General features: G+C 61.2%; 19 protein-coding genes. 2 read left to right on the top strand and 17 right to left on the bottom strand.

Annotated elements, in window-relative coordinates:
• Position 1: 1 nt before the first annotated feature.
• The 3 genes from AC1DMK_RS07270 to AC1DMK_RS07260 all read right to left on the bottom strand — a co-directional run bounded on the left by AC1DMK_RS07270 (position 2) and on the right by AC1DMK_RS07260 (position 2,902).
• A complete protein-coding gene (locus AC1DMK_RS07270; protein WP_477857987.1) occupies positions 2–931 on the bottom strand; it encodes a prephenate/arogenate dehydrogenase family protein in 930 nt (309 codons plus the stop codon).
• Positions 928–2,037: a histidinol-phosphate transaminase gene (hisC, locus tag AC1DMK_RS07265; RefSeq protein ID WP_477857986.1), complete on the bottom strand. Its 1,110-nt coding sequence runs from the start codon at positions 2,035–2,037 to the stop codon at positions 928–930. The genes AC1DMK_RS07270 and hisC overlap by 4 nt, the downstream gene beginning before the upstream one ends.
• 88 nt (positions 2,038–2,125) lie before the next feature.
• On the bottom strand, positions 2,126–2,902 hold the full coding sequence (locus AC1DMK_RS07260; protein WP_037059271.1) for a class I SAM-dependent methyltransferase: 777 nt from the start codon (positions 2,900–2,902) through the stop codon (positions 2,126–2,128).
• 53 nt (positions 2,903–2,955) lie between these two features.
• Here AC1DMK_RS07260 and gloB point away from each other — a divergent pair, with 53 nt between their 5' ends.
• Both gloB and AC1DMK_RS07250 read left to right on the top strand, forming a co-directional pair.
• On the top strand, positions 2,956–3,726 hold the full coding sequence (gene gloB, locus AC1DMK_RS07255) for a hydroxyacylglutathione hydrolase (protein WP_477857984.1): 771 nt from the start codon (positions 2,956–2,958) through the stop codon (positions 3,724–3,726).
• Complete coding sequence (locus AC1DMK_RS07250) at positions 3,726–4,148, top strand: cupin domain-containing protein (protein ID WP_477857982.1); 423 nt, start codon at positions 3,726–3,728, stop codon at positions 4,146–4,148. The genes gloB and AC1DMK_RS07250 overlap by 1 nt, the downstream gene beginning before the upstream one ends.
• A gap of 51 nt (positions 4,149–4,199) precedes the next feature.
• Here the strand turns inward: AC1DMK_RS07250 and AC1DMK_RS07245 are convergent, their stop codons facing one another.
• From AC1DMK_RS07245 to AC1DMK_RS07180, 14 genes are all read right to left on the bottom strand, one after another.
• On the bottom strand, positions 4,200–4,460 hold the full coding sequence (locus AC1DMK_RS07245; RefSeq protein WP_477857981.1) for a formate dehydrogenase subunit delta: 261 nt from the start codon (positions 4,458–4,460) through the stop codon (positions 4,200–4,202).
• Complete coding sequence (gene fdhD / locus AC1DMK_RS07240; protein ID WP_477857979.1) at positions 4,450–5,277, bottom strand: formate dehydrogenase accessory sulfurtransferase FdhD; 828 nt, start codon at positions 5,275–5,277, stop codon at positions 4,450–4,452. Before fdhD ends, AC1DMK_RS07245 begins: the two co-directional genes overlap by 11 nt.
• Positions 5,277–8,156, bottom strand: coding sequence for a formate dehydrogenase subunit alpha (gene fdhF, locus AC1DMK_RS07235; protein WP_477857977.1), 2,880 nt, complete (start codon positions 8,154–8,156; stop codon positions 5,277–5,279). The genes fdhD and fdhF overlap by 1 nt, the downstream gene beginning before the upstream one ends.
• Positions 8,157–8,160: 4 nt before the next feature.
• Positions 8,161–9,717 (bottom strand): formate dehydrogenase beta subunit, encoded by a 1,557-nt coding sequence (locus AC1DMK_RS07230; protein ID WP_477857975.1) that lies wholly within the window; start codon positions 9,715–9,717, stop codon positions 8,161–8,163.
• Complete coding sequence (locus AC1DMK_RS07225) at positions 9,714–10,193, bottom strand: formate dehydrogenase subunit gamma (protein ID WP_477857973.1); 480 nt, start codon at positions 10,191–10,193, stop codon at positions 9,714–9,716. The genes AC1DMK_RS07230 and AC1DMK_RS07225 overlap by 4 nt, the downstream gene beginning before the upstream one ends.
• Positions 10,194–10,358: 165 nt before the next feature.
• Positions 10,359–11,252: a LysR family transcriptional regulator gene (locus tag AC1DMK_RS07220; protein ID WP_477857971.1), complete on the bottom strand. Its 894-nt coding sequence runs from the start codon at positions 11,250–11,252 to the stop codon at positions 10,359–10,361.
• A 72-nt stretch (positions 11,253–11,324) separates the two neighbouring features.
• Positions 11,325–11,663, bottom strand: a complete 339-nt coding sequence (locus AC1DMK_RS07215) for an ArsR/SmtB family transcription factor (RefSeq protein WP_477857969.1) — start codon at positions 11,661–11,663, stop codon at positions 11,325–11,327.
• A gap of 107 nt (positions 11,664–11,770) precedes the next feature.
• A complete protein-coding gene (locus tag AC1DMK_RS07210; protein WP_477857968.1) occupies positions 11,771–12,541 on the bottom strand; it encodes an SDR family NAD(P)-dependent oxidoreductase in 771 nt (256 codons plus the stop codon).
• A gap of 290 nt (positions 12,542–12,831) precedes the next feature.
• Positions 12,832–13,239, bottom strand: a complete 408-nt coding sequence (locus tag AC1DMK_RS07205; protein WP_037059256.1) for a F0F1 ATP synthase subunit epsilon — start codon at positions 13,237–13,239, stop codon at positions 12,832–12,834.
• Between the two features lie 77 nt (positions 13,240–13,316).
• Positions 13,317–14,765, bottom strand: a complete 1,449-nt coding sequence (atpD, locus tag AC1DMK_RS07200) for a F0F1 ATP synthase subunit beta (RefSeq protein ID WP_037059254.1) — start codon at positions 14,763–14,765, stop codon at positions 13,317–13,319.
• Between the two features lie 23 nt (positions 14,766–14,788).
• On the bottom strand, positions 14,789–15,673 hold the full coding sequence (locus AC1DMK_RS07195) for a F0F1 ATP synthase subunit gamma (RefSeq protein WP_037059252.1): 885 nt from the start codon (positions 15,671–15,673) through the stop codon (positions 14,789–14,791).
• 26 nt (positions 15,674–15,699) lie between these two features.
• A complete protein-coding gene (gene atpA / locus AC1DMK_RS07190; protein WP_037059250.1) occupies positions 15,700–17,229 on the bottom strand; it encodes a F0F1 ATP synthase subunit alpha in 1,530 nt (509 codons plus the stop codon).
• Positions 17,229–17,795, bottom strand: a complete 567-nt coding sequence (locus AC1DMK_RS07185; protein WP_080725440.1) for a F0F1 ATP synthase subunit delta — start codon at positions 17,793–17,795, stop codon at positions 17,229–17,231. The genes atpA and AC1DMK_RS07185 overlap by 1 nt, the downstream gene beginning before the upstream one ends.
• A gap of 254 nt (positions 17,796–18,049) precedes the next feature.
• Positions 18,050–18,439, bottom strand: coding sequence for an AGROH133_08824 family phage infection protein (locus AC1DMK_RS07180; protein WP_037059246.1), 390 nt, complete (start codon positions 18,437–18,439; stop codon positions 18,050–18,052).
• Positions 18,440–18,510 lie beyond the last annotated feature (71 nt).

Here is an 18,510-nt window from a genome sequence, read left to right as displayed (position 1 = left end):
ATCAGGGTTTCTTGTCCAATGCGTGGGGACGCCCGAAATCGGGTGCGTCCACGTCCTGGCCGGCCTGCACGATCGAGCGGCGAACGGTGCGGGTGCGGGTGAAAAGTTCGAAGATCTTGTCGCCTTCGCCCCAGCGGATCGCCCGCTGCAGGTAGGCGAGGTCTTCGGAAAATCGCGCCAGCATCTCCAGGATCGCATCCTTGTTGTGCAGGCAGACGTCACGCCACATGGTCGGATCGGACGCCGCCAGGCGTGTGAAATCGCGAAAGCCCGAAGCCGAATATTTGATGACTTCCGATTCCGTCACCGTCTCCAGATCGTCAGCCGTGCCGACGATGTTGTAGGCAATGATGTGCGGCAGGTGCGAGACGATGGCAAGCACCTTGTCATGATGCTCCGGGTCCATCTCGTCCACCTTGGATCCGAGCGTTTCCCAGAAATTCCGCAGCGCCTTGAGCGCCGTCTCGTCCGTACCGGCGAGCGGTGTAAAGATGCACCATCGACCCTCAAAAAGGCCCGGGAAGCCCGCGTCGGGACCGGACTTTTCCGTACCCGCCAGGGGATGGCCGGGAATGAAGTGGGCGTGCGGCGGTATGTGCGGCTGCATCTGTGCAATCACCGACGCTTTTGTCGAACCGACATCGGTGACGATCGCCCCTGGCTTCAAGCTGCCGGCAATTTCCTTCGCAACGCTCTGCGAGGCGCCGACGGGCACCGAGACGATGACCAGGTCGGCATCCTTGGCGGCCTCGGCCGCAGAGGTCGTATAGCGATCGCCAAGCTGCAGTTCTTCCGCCCGCTTCAGCGTTTCGGCGCTGCGGGTGGCAATAGCCACGTCCTTTGCAAGACCCAGTCGCTTGATGTCATGCGCCAGCGAAGAACCGATCAGGCCTATCCCGATCAGCGCGATGCGATCGAACTGAACCGTCATGCCTTGCGTCCCATAAACTCGCCGAGCGCCTCTATGACGCCGCGGTTGGCTTCTTCAGGACCGATGCTCATGCGTAGCGAGTTGGCAAAGCCATAGCCCCTGACAGCCCGCAGGATGTAGCCGCGGCTGGTCAGGAACTCGTCCGCGTCGACAGCACGCTTGCCATCGACGTCAGGAAAATGAACCAGGACGAAGTTGGCAACCGAAGGCGTGACTTTCAGACCCAACGTTTCGAATGCCCCTGTCAGCTTCTCGATCCACATCTGATTGAAGGAAACGGCTTCCTGCACGAACGCCTGATCGCGTATGGCGGCAGCACCCGCCGATATCGCCGCCGAATTCATGTTGAACGGCCCGCGGACGCGATTGAGCGCGTCGATGATTTCAGCCGGCGCGTACATCCATCCGACGCGCAGCGCAGCAAGGCCGTAAACCTTCGAGAAGGTCCGCGTCATGACGACGTTGGGATTGGACGAGACGATCTCTATGCCGGCCTCGTAGTCGTTGCGGCGGACATATTCCGCATAGGCCGCATCGAGAACGAGGATGACGTTCTTCGGCAGACCGGCATGCAGGCGGCGGATTTCGCTGACGGGAACATAGGTTCCTGTCGGGTTCCCCGGATTTGCGATGAACACCATCTTCGTCTTCGGCGTCACGGCCGCCAGAATGGCGTCGACGTCGACCCTCGCGTCATTCTCCTTGGCAACGACGGCAGTCGCGCCCGCGCCCATGATCTGGATCTTGTAGACGAGAAACCCGTGCTCGGTGATGACCGCCTCATCGCCGGCACCAAGATAGACGTGGCAGAGAAGGCCTAGCAGCTCGTCGGAGCCGTTGCCGCACATGATGTTGGCCGCGTTAAGACCGTGAACCGCGGCAATCGCCTCGCGCAGCTCGACCGCCTGGCCGTCCGGATAGCGTTCCAGGCTGTCTGCCGCGGCGCGGAAAGCCTCGATCGCCTTGGGGCTGGCACCGAGCGGCGTTTCGTTCGAGGAAAGCTTGTAGACGCGTGCGACGCCCGGCGCGTGTTCCTTGCCAGGAACATAGGCCGCGATGTCCAGAATACCGGGACGCGGAACAGGCTTGCTTATCTCTACGCTCATGGGATCGACCTTGGAAAATGCCGCTAAATCCGGCTGAAAATTGCCCAGTGGCAATAGAACGGAAAGACGATCTTGTCGAGTGGGCGGCCTATCGGCTGCGTGTGGTCGGAACGCCGTGCGGTGCCAGCACCGGCACGAAGACACGCCGCGAGGCGCGGGCCGCCACCGGCAGGCCTTGATAGAGCCGCTTCTGCGCTTCCACGATGATGACACCTGAGAAGGCCGGCCACATCGTCCGCCCGACCCGCTCGAAAACGCTTCGAAGCCGCATCATCGTTCGAAGCTTGGAGGGCGGAAACAACAGTGCTTCGGCCGTCGCGCCCGGCGTGAAGTTTGTTTCACGCAGCAAATGAGTGAGCTGGCCGCGCGAATAGGGGCGCCCCGAGCCGAACGGCGTGTGTTCCATCCGCGCCCAGACGCCGCGGCGGTTCGGCACGACGATCACAAGCCGCCCGCCGGGCGCCAGCACCCGCCACAGTTCCTTCAACGTCTCGCGGGGGCTCTCGGCAAACTCGAGCGAATGCACCATCAGCACGCGGTCGATCGAGGAATCCGGCAGCGGCAGTTCCTCGTCGAAGATCAGTGCAGTGCAAGACAGCGAGCCCATCGGCCAGTTCACCGCACCCTGCCCGGCCGGCATGAACGCGAAGGTTCGTTCCGTATCCGCCTGGAAACGATCGAGGAAGGGGACGGCATAGCCGATCCCCACCAGGCGTTCCTGCGGAAGCCGCACCCAGAGCGAGGACAATGCCATCGCGATCGACTGCTCGGCGATACGGCCGAGGTCGGAATGATAAAACTGGCGTAGGTCGACAATATCGGCGTGCATCGCAACAAATGTTATCAGCGGGCGGTTGGACTTCAAGGCCGGAACCTCTACATTCCCGGTATGTCCGCGATAAAGAGGTATTTGAGACTATGAGCCCTTTGGAATTAGACGTTTTTCTATGCCGTTCCGACAATTTCGGTGTGCTTGTCCACGATCCCGAAACCGGCTTCACCGCCTCGATCGACGCCCCGGACGCGAACGCCGTCATATCGGCAGCAGAGCGCCGCGGCTGGAAGATCACCCACATCTTCACGACGCACCACCATACCGACCACGTCGAGGGCAACCTTGCGCTGAAGGAGCGGTACGGCTGCGAAATCGTCGGCCCCATCAACGAGGCGGTTGCGATCCCCGGTCTCGACAAGACGATGGCCGACGGCGACACCTTCCTCTTCGGCAACCATGCGGTGAAGGTCATCGAGACGCCCGGCCATACGGCTGGCCATATCTGTTACCACTTCGTCGATGACAAGCTGCTCTTTGCCGCCGACACGCTCTTTGCGCTCGGTTGCGGCCGCCTGTTCGAACGACCGGCGGCGGAGATGTGGCATTCTCTGCAGAAGCTTGCCGTGCTGCCGGATGAGACGGCCATCTACTTCGGCCATGAATATACGCTGTCGAACGCGCGCTTCGCCTTGACCATCGACCCTGACAACGAACGCCTGAAGAGCCGCGCTGCTGACATCGAGGCGTTGCGTGCCGCAGGCAAGTTCACAATCCCGACAACGCTGGCGATGGAAAAGGAAACCAATCCGTTCCTGCGTGCCGCCGATCCTGCCATCCGCCGCAATCTCCTGATGGAGAGCAGGACCAACGAGGAGGTATTTGCCGAAATCCGCAAGCGCAAGGATAGTTTCTGATGTCGCCTGACGATATTATCCGCGAGCTTTCGATGCAGCCGCACCCCGAAGGCGGCTGGTACGTCCAGACCTTTCGAGACGCCGAAGGTGGTTCACGCGGGCATTCGACCGCGATCTACTATCTCCTGACGGCCGGGCAGCGGTCGCACTGGCATCGCGTCCACGACGCCGCCGAAGTCTGGCATTATTACGCCGGCGCACCGCTGGCCCTCCACCGTGCAGAAAACGGTGGCAGGAGCGAGATACTCAAACTCGGCACGGACATCTTAAACGGCGAACGCCCACAAGCCATCATCCCTGCCGGCTGGTGGCAATCGGCCGAAACGCTCGGTGACTATACGCTTGTCGGCTGCACGGTCTCGCCGGGCTTCGAGTTCACCAGCTTCGAGATGGCGCCACCGGATTGGACACCGGAGGCTTGAAACCCGTCCCGGCTGCATCGTCAACGCCGCAGGAGGGCCGGCGCCCTTGCACTACGCCGGTCTGCCCTTGCTCGCCGGCATTGGGGCCGGTTCCGGCCTCTTGACCAAAGCGGCCGCCTGAACGACCAGGGGGTTGAGGCCGCTGTCTTCTCGCTCCAGTATCTCGAAAAGCTGGCGCCGCATCCGCGGTTCCCAGAACTTGTTGATGTGCGTCGCTACCCCCTGCGCGGCTTCGCTTGGGGGCTGGCTCTTGAAGAAGGTCGCGATCTGGTTGGCCATGTAGACGAGCTTGGCTTGGGTATCATGCGACATCGGAGATGCTCCCCGGCTGGATGCGGTGCGGATGCGTGAAAATCTCGAAATCCTCGCCACGCACCAGTGCAACCAGTGTCATGCCGGCCTCCTCTGCGGTCCGGATCGCAAGCGCTGTAGGCGCTGAAATGGCGATCAGGACAGGACTTCCGAGGATCGCAGCCTTCTGCACCATCTCGACTGACAGGCGGCTGGTAACGACAACGACGCCGTCGGCGCCCGGCAATCCCGAACGAATGACCGCGCCACACAGCTTGTCGAGCGCATTGTGACGGCCGACATCCTCGCGGACAGCGACAAGCCCCTTGCCCGGAACATAAAAGCCCGCGCCGTGGACCGCCCGGGTTTCACGATGCAACGGTTGTGCAGCATTGAGCAGCGCGACCGCCCCGACGATGTCCCGATAGGTGATCGTCATCGCCCCGGCCGAAACGTCCGGCACCTTGCGAACCGCCTGCTCGATCGTTTCGATGCCGCAGAGGCCGCAGCCGACCGGTCCTGCCATGCTGCGGCGACGCGCCCTCAAAGCATCGGCAGCCTTGTCGACCAGGGCGATCTGGATGTCGATGCCCAGTTCGACTTCGACGACATCGATGGACGCGATTTGGGCGCCGCCCGAAACGATCCCTTCCGTCAGCGTGAAGCCGAGGGCAAAATCCTCGATATCCCCTGGCGTCCCCATCATCACGGCATGCGTCGTGCCGCCGTACGAAAAGGCGATCGGCACCTCGTCAGGCACGATACGCTCGCCTGATGTGACGACGCCGCCGCTGCGGGCAGTCCGTCGGACGGCAATCCGGGTCGGCCGTTGCGTCATTACTCAGCCGCCTCCAGCTTGCCGGATATGCGTCGGCTCTGCCGCGCCTGCTCGTCATACTCCACCTGCCAGTCGGATGGACCGTTGGAGGGCGAAACCTGTACTGCCGTCACCTTGTATTCCGGGCAGTTGGTCGCCCAGTCGGAGAAGTCGGTGGTAATGACGTTGGCTTGCGTATCAGGGTGGTGGAACGTCGTATAGACCACACCGGGCGCGACGCGATCGGTGATCAGCGAGCGCAGCGTCGTATCGCCGGACCGGCTCATCAGCTTCACCCAGTCGCCATCGCGAATGCCGCGCTGCTCGGCATCGTGCGGATGGATCTCCAGCCGGTCTTCCGCATGCCAGACGACATTGTCCGTGCGCCGCGTCTGCGCCCCGACATTGTACTGGCTGAGGATGCGTCCGGTCGTCAGAAGCAGCGGGAAACGAGGTCCGGTCCGCTCGTCCGTGGCCACATATTCCGTACGTATGAACTTACCCTTGCCGCGCACGAAGCCATCCACGTGCATGATCGGCGATCCCTCTGGATGCGCCTCGTTGCAAGGCCACTGCACCGATCCCATTTTGTCCAGATAGCCGTAAGAGACGAGCGCGAAGCTCGGCGTCGTCGCCGCGATCTCATCCATGATTTCAGAGGGATGCTTGTAGTTCCAGGCAAGACCCATCGCCTGTGCCAGCTTCTGCGTCACTTCCCAGTCGCCATAACCGTTCTTCGGGCTCATCACCTTGCGCACGCGATTGATGCGGCGCTCGGCATTGGTGAAGGTGCCATCCTTCTCCAGGAAGCTCGAACCCGGCAGGAAGACATGCGCATAGTTTGCCGTCTCGTTGAGGAAGAGGTCGTGGACGACGACGCATTCCATCGCCGCAAGACCCGCCGCGACATGCTTGGTATCCGGATCGGACTGCAAGATGTCCTCGCCCTGCACGTAGAGGCCCTTGAACGAGCCGTCGACGGCGGCGTCCAGCATGTTCGGGATGCGCAGGCCCGGCTCTTCGCTGATCTTCACGCCCCAGAGCTTTTCGAAGATGTCACGCGTGGCGTCGTCCGACACGTGGCGATACCCCGGCAGCTCGTGCGGGAAGGAGCCCATGTCGCAGGAGCCCTGCACATTGTTCTGGCCGCGCAACGGGTTCACGCCGACGCCGGGACGGCCGATGTTGCCGGTGACCATCGACAGGTTGGCGATCGCCATCACCGTCGTCGAGCCCTGGCTGTGCTCGGTGACGCCGAGACCGTAGTAGATCGCGCCATTGCCGCCGGTCGCATAGAGGCGGGCCGCCCCGCGCACAAGCTCGGGCGGAACGCCGGTGAATTTCTCCGAGGCTTCCGGGCTGTGATGGGGCTCGGCGACGAAGCCTGCCCAATCCTCGAACTCCGACCAGTCGCAACGCTCGCGGATGAAGGCTTCGTTGAACAGTCCCTCGGTCACGATCACATGCGCCATCGCCGTCAGGACCGCAACGTTGGTGCCCGGAGTGAGCGGCAGATGATAGGACGCCTCGATATGCGGCGAGCGAACGATATCCGTACGACGCGGATCGATGACGATCAGCTTGGCGCCCTGGCGCAGGCGCTTCTTCAGCCTCGAGGCAAACACCGGATGGCCGTCGGTCGGATTGGCCCCGATGATGACGACGACATCGCTCTTTTCGACGCTGTCGAAATTCTGTGTTCCCGCCGATGTGCCGAAGGCCTGACCGAGACCGTAGCCGGTCGGCGAATGGCAAACGCGGGCGCAGGTATCGACGTTGTTGTTGCCGAAGCCGGCGCGCACCAGCTTCTGGACCAGATAGGTTTCCTCGTTCGTGCAGCGTGACGACGTGATGCCGCCGACCGAATCGCGGCCATACTGATACTGGATACGGCGGAACTCCGTGGCGACATGGGAGAAGGCCTCGTCCCAGGTCACCTCCCGCCAGGGATCGGTAATCTTCTCGCGGATCATCGGATTGAGGACCCGGTCCCTATGGCTGGAATAGCCATAGGCGAAACGCCCCTTGACGCAGGAATGCCCGCGGTTCGCCTGCCCGTCCTTCCAAGGCACCATGCGCACCAGCTCTTCGCCGCGCATCTCCGCCTTAAACGAACAGCCGACGCCGCAATAGGCACAGGTGGTAACGACCGAATGCTCGGGCTGGCCGATCGCGATGACCGATTTTTCCGTCAGCGTCGCCGTCGGGCAGGCCTGAACGCAGGCACCGCACGACACGCATTCCGACGAAACGAAGTCCTCGTGCATGCCGGCCGAAACGCGCGAATCGAAGCCGCGCCCTTCGATGGTCAGCGCGAACGTCCCCTGAACCTCCTCGCAGGCGCGCACGCAACGCGAGCAGACGATGCATTTTGAAGGATCGAAGGTGAAGTACGGATTGGACTCGTCCTTCGGCGCCCATTTGAGATTGATGCCGCCGTTGTCGCGCGTCTTCACGTGGTTGTCGCCGTCATAGCCGTAGCGAACGTCACGAAGACCGACGGCGCCTGCCATGTCCTGAAGCTCGCAATCGCCATTCGCCGCACAAGTCAGGCAGTCGAGTGGATGGTCGGAGATGTAAAGCTCCATCACCCCCCGGCGAACGTCCTTCAGCAGGTTCGTCTGCGTCGAGACAACCATGCCCGGAGCAACCGGCGTGGTGCAGGAAGCCGGCATGCCGGCCCGGCCCTTGACCTCGACCAGACAGAGCCGGCAGGAGCCGAAGGCTTCCATCATGTCTGTGGCGCACAGCTTCGGGATCTCGATGCCGGCGTCCATGGAGGCGCGCATGATCGACGTACCCTCGGGCACCGTGATCTCGTTGCCGTCGATGGTCAGCGTCACCATGGTTTCCGATGTCGAGGCCGGCGTGCCGTAGTCGGTTTCTGGAACGAGGGACATGGTCTTACTCCGCCGCTTCGATAAGGGGGGTGGGTGCGAAATCGTCAGGGAAATGCGTCATGGCGCTCATCACGGGATAGGGCGTGAAACCGCCGAGCGCGCAGAGCGACCCGAACTTCATGGTGTTGCAGAGATCGGCGAGCAATTCGCGGTTTTTCTGCGGCTCGATGCCTTGCGCGATCTTGTCGGCTGTTTCCACGCCACGCGTCGAGCCGATGCGGCAGGGCGTGCACTTGCCGCAGCTTTCGACCGCGCAGAATTCCATCGCAAAACGCGCCTGCTTCAGCATGTCGGCGCTGTCGTCGAAAACAACGATGCCGGCATGGCCGATCAGACCGTCCCGGGCCGCAAAAGCCTCGTAGTCGAAAGGCGTGTCGAACAGCGCGCGCGGGAAATATGCCCCCAGCGGACCGCCGACCTGCACGGCCTTTACCGGCCGGCCGGATGCCGTTCCGCCGCCGATCTCATCGACGATCTCGCCGAGCGAAACGCCGAACGCGGTTTCGAACAACCCGGCATATTTCACATTGCCGGCAATCTGCAGTGGGATCGTGCCGCGGGACCGGCCCATGCCGAAATCGCGATAGTAGGCCGCACCCCTCTCCATGATCACCGGCACGGAGGCAAGCGAGATCACGTTGTTGATGACGGTGGGACAGTCAAACAGGCCCTTGTGGGCGGGCAGCGGCGGCTTGGCGCGCACGATGCCGCGCTTGCCCTCGAGGCTGTTCAGCAATGCGGTTTCCTCGCCGCAGACATAGGCGCCGGCGCCGGTGCGAACCTCCATATCGAATGCCCTGCCCGAGCCGAGAACGGATAGCCCGAGTATGCCGGCACTCCTCGCGATATCGATCGCCCTGCTCATGGCCGCAATCGCATGCGGATACTCAGAGCGCGTATAGACGAACCCCTTGGTCGCCCCGGTCGCGAGACCCGATATCGCCATGCCTTCGATCAACACGAAGGGATCGCCCTCCATGATCATCCGGTCGGCAAAGGTGCCGCTGTCGCCTTCGTCGGCGTTGCAGACGATGTATTTGCGCGTGCCCGGCGCATCGAGCACGGTCTTCCACTTGATGCCCGTAGGAAAGCCGGCGCCGCCGCGTCCGCGCAGGCCGGCATCGGTAACTTCCCTGACGACGTCAGCAGGCAGCATGGAGATCGCGCGGCGAAGCCCCGCAAGGCCGCCATGCGCCTCATAATCATCAAACGATAGGGGATCGGTGATGCCGCAGCGGGCGAATGTCAGGCGCGTCTGCCGCTTGAGGAACGGCAGTTCGTCCACGGCACCGAGACAGAGCGCGTGGTCGCCACCCGACATCAGGTCAGCATCGAACAGCGCGGCAACATCCTTCGCCTTCACCGGTCCGTAGCCGATCCGTTTGCCCGCCACTTCGATTTCGACGAGCGGCTCCAGCCAGTGCATTCCGCGCGAACCGTTGCGCACGATCTTCGCATCGAGACCGCGGGTGGCAATCTCCCGGGCAATTGCCTTCGCCACGTTTTCGGCCCCGAGCGCCAGCGCTGCGGCATCGCGCGGAACATAGATCCTGGCGGTCATCGGCGTGCCTCCGAAATCAGCTCTTCCAGATCGGCAGCATTCACCCGGCCATGCACCTCGCCGTCCATCATCGCAGACGGCGAGCACGAACAGAGCCCAAGGCAAAAGACAGGCTCGAGCGTGATCGCACCGTCTGGTGTCGTGCCGTGCCAATCGACGCCGAGCATCTGCTTGACACTCTCCGCCAGAGCATCACCGCCCATCGACTGGCACGCCTCGGCGCGACAGAGCCGCAGCACATGCCGACCGGCCGGATGATCGCGATAATCGTGATAGAATGTGACAACGCCGTGCACCTCGGCGCGTGACAGGTTGAGCTCGTCGGCGATTACGGGAAGYGCCTCCCGCGGGATATAGCCGAACTCGTCCTGAATCTCGTGCAGGATCGGCAGCAGCGGACCTTCGAGCGCCTTGAGATTGTCGATAATGGCGCGGGTGCGCGTCGGGATATCGCCCTTGGCGATATGGATATTCATCAGCAGCCCTCCCAAGGCCTGCACACTGCGCGGAACCGGTTGGGGCGGGCTTTCTTCCGAAACCTGTGGCCGACGGAACCGCTAACGTACGTTCATTATAGAACCTTCTCAGGGAAGCGCGAAGCGATCAATACGGCTGTTCCGTCAGGCGATAGGATATTCCTATCAATCATCGGTCTGCGCGGCGAGAATTCTCGCCTCGTGCAAAAGCGCAGAGACCAGCGGCGCGAAGGGTTCGCGATGCGTGGCGACCAGACCGACAACATGGTGCACCTGCGGCTCGACGATCGGGATCATGCGGATCTCCGCAGGAAAACCGAATGATTTTGCCACATTGCGCGGCATGATGCTGGCCCAGCGCCCTGTTCTCACATGCGAAAACAGCACGATCATCGAATTCGATTCGAGCGTCGGATGGGCGGTCGCGCCTGCCTGCTCGAGAAGTTGATTGATGATCCGGCGATTTTGCATGTCCGCGGTCAATAGACAAAGCCTAAGATCGCCGACTTCCTTCCAGGTGACGCTGTCTCGTTCGGACAGGGGGCTGCCGGAGGCGGTGATCAGATTGTAGTGCTCGGCATAAAGCGGCACGCTGGTGACGCGGCCGAGCGGCTCGTTCTCGAGGTAGGTGATGCCGGCATCAATCTCCAGATTCTCCAGCATGCTCAACACCTGCAGCGAGTTCCGCGAGATGATGGAGAAGGTCACATCCGGATGCCGCTCCTGAAACGGCGTCGTGATGCGCGGCAGCATCGCCAGCGCCGTCGGAATGACCGCAATCTTGATATGACCGGAGAGCCCTTTGCGCGCCGCGCGCATTTCCTCGCGCATGGTGCGGGCGTCTCCCACGATCCGCCGCGCCCATTCCAGCACCCGTTGGCCCTCTGGCGTCAGTCCCTGGAAACGCGATCCTCGGCTGACGAGCATGACGCCGAGCTGATCCTCCAGTTGGCGGATGGCGGCAGAAAGGGTGGGTTGCGAGACCCCGCATTCCTCCGCGGCGCGGCCGAAGTGCTTCTCATTGGCAAGCGCGATGAAGAATTCCAGCTTGTCGATCATTCGGCCTCCGCGCCGAACCCACGGCTTGCCCTCATTTGCGCCAGAAAAATAGCAATTCGCAAGTCCCTGAAATCAGTCCTGCGCCGGCGGCACCATGACGAAGAGGGATCCGAGAAACGACACTGTAGCCGGTTTGCTGACGCGATAGTAGATCAGACGGCCTTCGCGACGCGTTGCGACCAATCCTTCCTGCCGCAACCGCGCCAGCTGCTGCGACACCATTGCCTGCTGGATGCCGAGGATATCTTCCATCTCGCCGACGGTCTTTTCCTCCTCGGCGAGAATGCACAGAATGAGCAGCCGCGTGTGATGAGCGAGTGCCTTGAGAAGATCACTCGCCTCGCGTGCCCTCCTCGAAAACCTCTGAAGTTCTTGATCGGCCATACCCGATCTCAGTGTGGGCAAATGCATTCTGAATCTCTAGTTGCATAAACATCGAAAAGCGAACCATCAGAATAACATATACGAGGAGAACGATTGTTTGGATTTCCTAAAATGCCAAAAAAAGTCGCGACCCATCAGCAGATCAGCTGGCCGCCATTGATCTCGAGCGTTTGCCCGGTGACGTAACCGGAAAGGGATGGAGCCGCCAGGAAGAGATAAGCGGGGGCACAATCCTCAGCCGTACCCAACCGCTGGAGCGGTATGCTCTTTCGGGTCTGTTCCAGCTTCTCCGGCGAGGAATAGCGTTGATGAAAATCGGTCTCGATGGTTCCGGGCGAGACGCAGTTGACGCGTATTCCGTCAGGCGCGAGCTCCCTGGCCAGCGCCTTCGAATAGGTTGCGACGAACGCCTTGGATGCCGAATAGATCGCCGAGCCCGGGCTCCCTCCGGTCAGTGCGGAGATCGACACGGTGTTGACAATGGCGGCCCCTTGCGCTGCTCGCAAAGCAGGCAGCAATGCTCGAGTGAGCTCGACGACCGAGGTCTGGTTCAGCTGTACAATCGACCTGTATTGTTCATCGGTCAGCGTATCGGCCGGAAAACGCCCGAACATCGTTCCGGCATTGTTGACGAGTACGTGCACCCGGTCGAAGACCGTCAGCACCTTTGCCGCGAATTCGAGCGTTTCCCGGCCAGACGAAAAATCGGCGGGAATGAGGAACGCACGCCGGTCTTCTTCCGCCGTCAGCAGGAAATCCGGAAGCGGGCGGTCTTTGGCTCGACCGACATGAACGAGGACCTTCGCCCCGCAATCGAGAAACTGTCGCGCCACTTCGAGGCCAATACCCCTCCCGGCACCTGTCACGACGACATTGCGATTTTCAAACAGCCTTGGATGAAACATATCCCCTCCGAATTCAGATGGCAGAACACCAACTGCACACCAACTGCCAATTTAGACTGTATCCGCGGCAGGGCAATGTCCCGTTACGCAGCCGTCAAAATGACAGCGACAGCTTGCAACTGGCAAGGCATTTTCACGGGATGCGCTTGCGCCATTCCAATCGGTAGGCGCATCGCCACCGACGACAGTTCAAACATCCACAGACCCATAGCGCACACCAGAGTGCGCGTAGCCGAGCCAACAAAAAAGCGGCCAAAGGGCCGCTTCCGTGAAGTCCATATCTGCTGCTGTCAGTCCTGCTGGATGACGCCGCTCAGATGCGTCAGTTCCATGATGTGATGTTCGAGCCTCGACTTGCGCTCGTGGTGCTGGGTGTCTTCCAGCTCGCTCTTCGCGGCGGCGATACGGCGCGCCAGCTCGTCTTTCTGCAGCTCCTCAACGGCAACCGCCGATTCGGCGAGCAGCGTGCAGCCCGTCGGCAGGATGTCGGCGAAACCGCCGAAAACCACGTAGTCCTGCTTGGCGCCGCTTGCGGTACGAACGCTGACGATGCCCGGCTTGATGGTTGTCATCGTCGGGGCGTGGTGCGCCATGACGGTCATCTCGCCCTCGGTTGCCGGAATGACAACTTCGGTCACCATCTCCGACAGGAGCAGACGCTCCGGAGATACGAGTTCAAAATTGAAATTGTCAGCCATGACGTTTCACTTCTTGATTGTCTTTGAAACGAGAGACGGCGCGCATGGGCGATCCCAGCGCGCCGTAAGTGAATGCATCAAGCCGCTGCGGAGAGCTTCTTGGCCTTTTCGATGGCTTCTTCCATCGAGCCGACCATGTAGAAGGCAGCTTCCGGCAGGTGGTCGTAGTCGCCGTTGACGAGACCCTTGAAGCCCTTGATCGTGTCCTCCAGAGCAACCAGCTTGCCCGGCGAACCGGTGAAGACTTCGGCAACGAAGAACGGCTGCGACAGGAAGCGCTCGATCTTGCGGGCGCGGGCGACGGAGAGCTTGTCCTCTTCAGACAGTTCGTCCATGCCGAGAATCGCGATGATGTCCTGCAGAGACTTGTAGCGCTGCAACGTCGACTGAACCTTACGAGCGATCTCGTAGTGCTCTTCGCCGACGACCAGCGGGTCGAGCATGCGCGAGGTCGAGTCGAGCGGGTCAACGGCCGGGTAGATACCCTTTTCAGCGATCGAGCGAGACAGGACGGTCGTGGCGTCCAAGTGGGCGAACGATGTTGCCGGAGCCGGGTCGGTCAAGTCGTCGGCAGGGACGTAAATGGCCTGAACCGAGGTGATCGAGCCGGTCGTCGTCGTCGTGATGCGTTCCTGCATCTGGCCCATATCAGTGGCAAGAGTCGGCTGGTAGCCAACGGCCGACGGGATACGGCCAAGCAGAGCCGACACTTCGGAACCTGCCTGCGTAAAGCGGAAGATGTTGTCGACGAAGAACAGAACGTCCTGGCCCTGGTCGCGGAAGTTTTCGGCAACCGTCAGACCGGTCAGAGCGACGCGTGCGCGTGCGCCCGGCGGTTCGTTCATCTGGCCGTAAACGAGCGCGGCCTTGGAGCCTTCGCCACCGCCATGCTTGTTGACGCCGGATTCGATCATTTCGTGGTAGAGGTCGTTGCCTTCGCGGGTACGTTCACCCACGCCGGCGAATACCGAGAAACCACCGTGCGCCTTGGCGACGTTGTTGATCAGTTCCATGATGAGAACGGTCTTGCCGACGCCGGCGCCGCCGAACAGGCCGATCTTACCGCCCTTGGCGTAGGGTGCGAGGAGATCGACGACCTTGATGCCGGTGACAAGAATCTGCGATTCCGTGGACTGTTCGACGTAAGCCGGAGCATCCTGGTGAATGGAGCGCCTGGAAGCGGTCACCAGAGGGCCTGCTTCGTCAACCGGCTCGCCGATGACGTTCATGATGCGGCCGAGCGTTTCCGGACCGACCGGAACAGAGATCGGTGCACCGGTGTCTGTCACCGCCTGACCGCGAACCAGACCTTCGGTCGAGTCCATGGCGATCGTGCGAACGACGTTTTCACCCAGGTGCTGCGCGACTTCGAGAACCAGGCGGTTGCCCGTGTTCGTCGTTTCGAGCGCGTTCAAAATCGCCGGCAGTTCGCCTTCGAAAGCAACGTCAACGACGGCGCCGATAACCTGCGTGACCTTACCGGCAGAGCCTGCCGCAGTCGTCTTGGGGGTAGCTGCCTTAGCCATCTTCTTACCCTCTTTCCCTAACCTCAGAGCGCTTCCGCGCCCGAAATGATTTCAATGAGTTCCTTGGTGATCTGCGCCTGACGCTGACGGTTGTAGCTGAGCGTCAGTTTGTTGATCATCTCACCGGCGTTACGCGTCGCATTGTCCATGGCGCTCATCTTGGCGCCCATTTCACCAGCGACGTTCTCAAGGAGCGCGCGGAAGACCTGGACCGAAATGTTGCGCGGGATCAGATCGTTCAGGATCGATGCCGGGTCCGGTTCGTATTCGTAGACCGCACCCGCGTGCTCAGCATCTTCGACCACGGCCGTCGGAACCGAGGCCGGGATGAGCTGCAGAGCCGTCGGAATCTGCGAGATGACCGACTTGAACTCGGAGTAGAACAGCGTGCACACGTCGAACTCACCGGCTTCGAACATCTCGATGATGCGCTTGCCGATCTCGTCCGCGTTGTCGAAGCCGACACGCTTCACATCGCGTAGCTCCTTGCGCTCAACGATGAGCGAAGCGAATTCGCGACGCAGAACGTCGTAACCCTTCTTGCCGACGGTGAAGATCTTCACCGTCTTGCCTTCGGCGACAAGCTTGCGAGCATGGTCGCGCGCAAAACGCGAGATCTGCGAGTTGAAGCCACCGCAAAGGCCGCGCTCCGCAGTGCAGACCACCAGCAGATGAACCTGGTCCTTGCCGGTCCCGGTCATCAGCTGCGGCGCACCGTCCGCATCGGTGACGGCGTTGGCGATGTTTGCCAAGACCGTACCCATGCGTTGCGAATACGGCCGGGCGGCTTCGGCCGCCTCCTGCGCACGCCGAAGCTTCGCCGCGGCGACCATTTTCATCGCCTTGGTGATCTTCTGCGTCGCCTTGACGGAGGCGATCCGGTTTTTCAGATCCTTAAGTGAAGGCATCCGTTATCCGTCCTAACTGGGTCCGATTACGAGAAAGACTTCGCGAAGCTATCGATGGCAGCTGTGAGCTTGCCCTTCGTATCGTCGCTGATTGCCTTTTCCGTGCGGATCGTGTCGAGGATGGCAGAGCCTTCCGAGCGGAGGTATGACAACAGGCCCTGTTCGAACTTGCCGACCTGGGCGACCGCGACCTTGTCGAGGTAGCCGTTAACGCCGGCGAAGATCACCGCGACCTGCTCTTCCGTCTTCAGCGGCGAGAACTGCGGCTGCTTCAGAAGCTCGGTCAGGCGCGCACCACGGTTCAGCAGGCGCTGCGTTGCAGCGTCAAGGTCCGAACCGAACTGTGCGAAGGCGGCCATTTCACGATACTGGGCGAGTTCGCCCTTGATCGAGCCGGCAACCTGCTTCATCGCCTTGATCTGCGCGGCAGAACCGACGCGCGAAACCGACAGGCCGACGTTAACAGCCGGGCGGATACCCTGGTAGAACAGGTCGGTTTCGAGGAAGATCTGGCCGTCGGTGATCGAGATCACGTTGGTCGGGATGAACGCCGAAACGTCGTTGCCCTGCGTTTCGATGACAGGCAGAGCCGTCAGCGAACCAGCGCCCTTTTCGTCGGAGAGCTTTGCAGCCCGCTCGAGAAGACGCGAGTGCAGATAGAAGACGTCGCCCGGATAGGCTTCGCGGCCCGGCGGGCGGCGCAGCAGCAGCGACATCTGGCGGTAAGCGACAGCCTGCTTGGACAGGTCGTCGTAACCGATCAGCGCATGCTGTCCGTTATCACGGAAGTATTCGCCCATGGTGCAGCCGGCAAACGGAGCCAGGTACTGCATCGGCGCCGGGTCGGAAGCCGTCGCGGCAACGATGATCGAGTACTTCAGAGCGCCGCGTTCTTCGAGAACCTTGACGAACTGGGCAACGGTCGAACGCTTCTGGCCGATAGCGACGTAGACGCAGTACAGCTTTTCACTGTCCGGGCCGTTGTCATGAATAGCCTTCTGGTTCAAGATCGCGTCGAGAATGATCGCGGTCTTGCCGGTCTGACGGTCGCCGATGACGAGCTCGCGCTGGCCGCGGCCAACCGGGATGAGCGCGTCGATAGCCTTGAGGCCGGTCGACATCGGCTCATGAACCGACTTACGCGGAATGATGCCAGGAGCCTTGATATCGACGCGCGAACGGCGTGTCGTATTGATAGGGCCCTTGCCGTCGATCGGGTTACCGAGAGCGTCGACAACGCGGCCGAGCAGTTCGGGACCAACCGGGACGTCAACGATTGCGCCGGTCCGCTTAACGGTGTCGCCTTCCTTGATGCTACGGTCAGAGCCGAAAATGACAACACCGACGTTATCGGACTCAAGGTTCAGCGCCATGCCACGGATGCCGCCCGGGAACTCGACCATCTCGCCTGCCTGGACATTGTCCAGACCGTAAACGCGAGCGATACCGTCACCGACGGAGAGCACCTGACCGACTTCCGAGACTTCTGCCTCTTTGCCGAAATTTTTAATCTGATCTTTGAGAATTGCGGAAATTTCCGCGGCGCGGATATCCATCAGCCAACCTCTTTCAATGCAAGCTTAAGGGTAGAGAGTTTGGTACGAAGAGACGTGTCAATCTGACGGGACCCGACCTTCACGATCAGTCCGCCAAGGATCGACGGATCAATCGTGACGGCAATCGCCACGTCTTTGCCGGTGACGCCCTTGAGCGCCGCCTTCAATTCAGTTTCCTGCGCCGCGGTCAGCGCATGGGCCGAGGTAACCTCGGCAGAAATTTCGCCACGCTGCTTGGCAGCGATGATGCGGAAGGCCTTGATCATGCCCGGAAGGGCAAAGAGGCGGCGGTTACGCGCCACGACCTTCAGAAAGTTTGCGAAGAAGCCACTGATACCGGCCTTCTCGCTGATCGCGACGATCGCCTTCAGCTGATCCTCGGCCGAGAAAACCGGGCTCAAAACGAAACGCTTCAGATCGTCGCTCTCATCCAGCATCGCCTGGAACCGGTCGAGATCGGCAGTCACTGTCTTGACTGCACCCTGCTCGAGCGCCAGTTCAAACAGCGACGAGGCATATCGTTCTGCAACACCAGATGTAAGCTGGGACGTGTCTGCCACGGGCACAAATTTCCCTGATTTCAATCCAAGAATCCGGCTTCCGGCGGGCGCCTGATCTAAATTCCTGAATTCGTTATGATTTCCCCCAGAAATCGCAAGAGAAGCCTCTTGCTTCTTCCGAAATTCGGGGTCCGTCTAACATAGGATCTGCGGACTCGCAACACGCGTAACGCCCGAATACGGCTTTAGCATCGATTTCTGGCGCAAAAATGCGGAATGCTTCGAAAGGGAGCCCGGAACCCGCCCGATATCCACACAAGTCACATTGAAAAGAAACCGAAAACGTAACCGAGCGGCAGCGCGGCGAGGACGATTTGCACAACCATAAGTAAATAGTTGAGAATCGTACCGCCCCTATCGGAAAGGAGCGAGATGAGGCGTGCAAAGGCTGCCATGGCGAAGGCAGCCCCAAGCGCCATGTAGATCCAGTCCTGCGCCAGCATAACCGCCGAAAGGCCAAAGCCGAGATAAAAACCGCCCATGGAGCGCTGTTCGGCATATCCATCGCGCCGGCCCTCGCGCGGCTGCAGTCCAAAGAGCCGCATGGCGTAGCCAGGCGCGAACATGATGATGAGACCTGCCAGCGCCGTAAACGCCGCCGCGCCAAAGGCAAGCCGCTCGCCCAGCTCCGTCGGAAAATAGAAATCCATGAATCGACCCCGAATACCCTGCTTCGCGTCCTTATGCCACGATTGCGGCAGTCGGCAAAAGCCCTGAACGT

The organism is Rhizobium sp. 05L419, from assembly GCF_056397845.1.
Note: the sequence above shows the minus strand (reverse complement) of the source record. Positions and strands in the feature narration are given on the sequence as shown.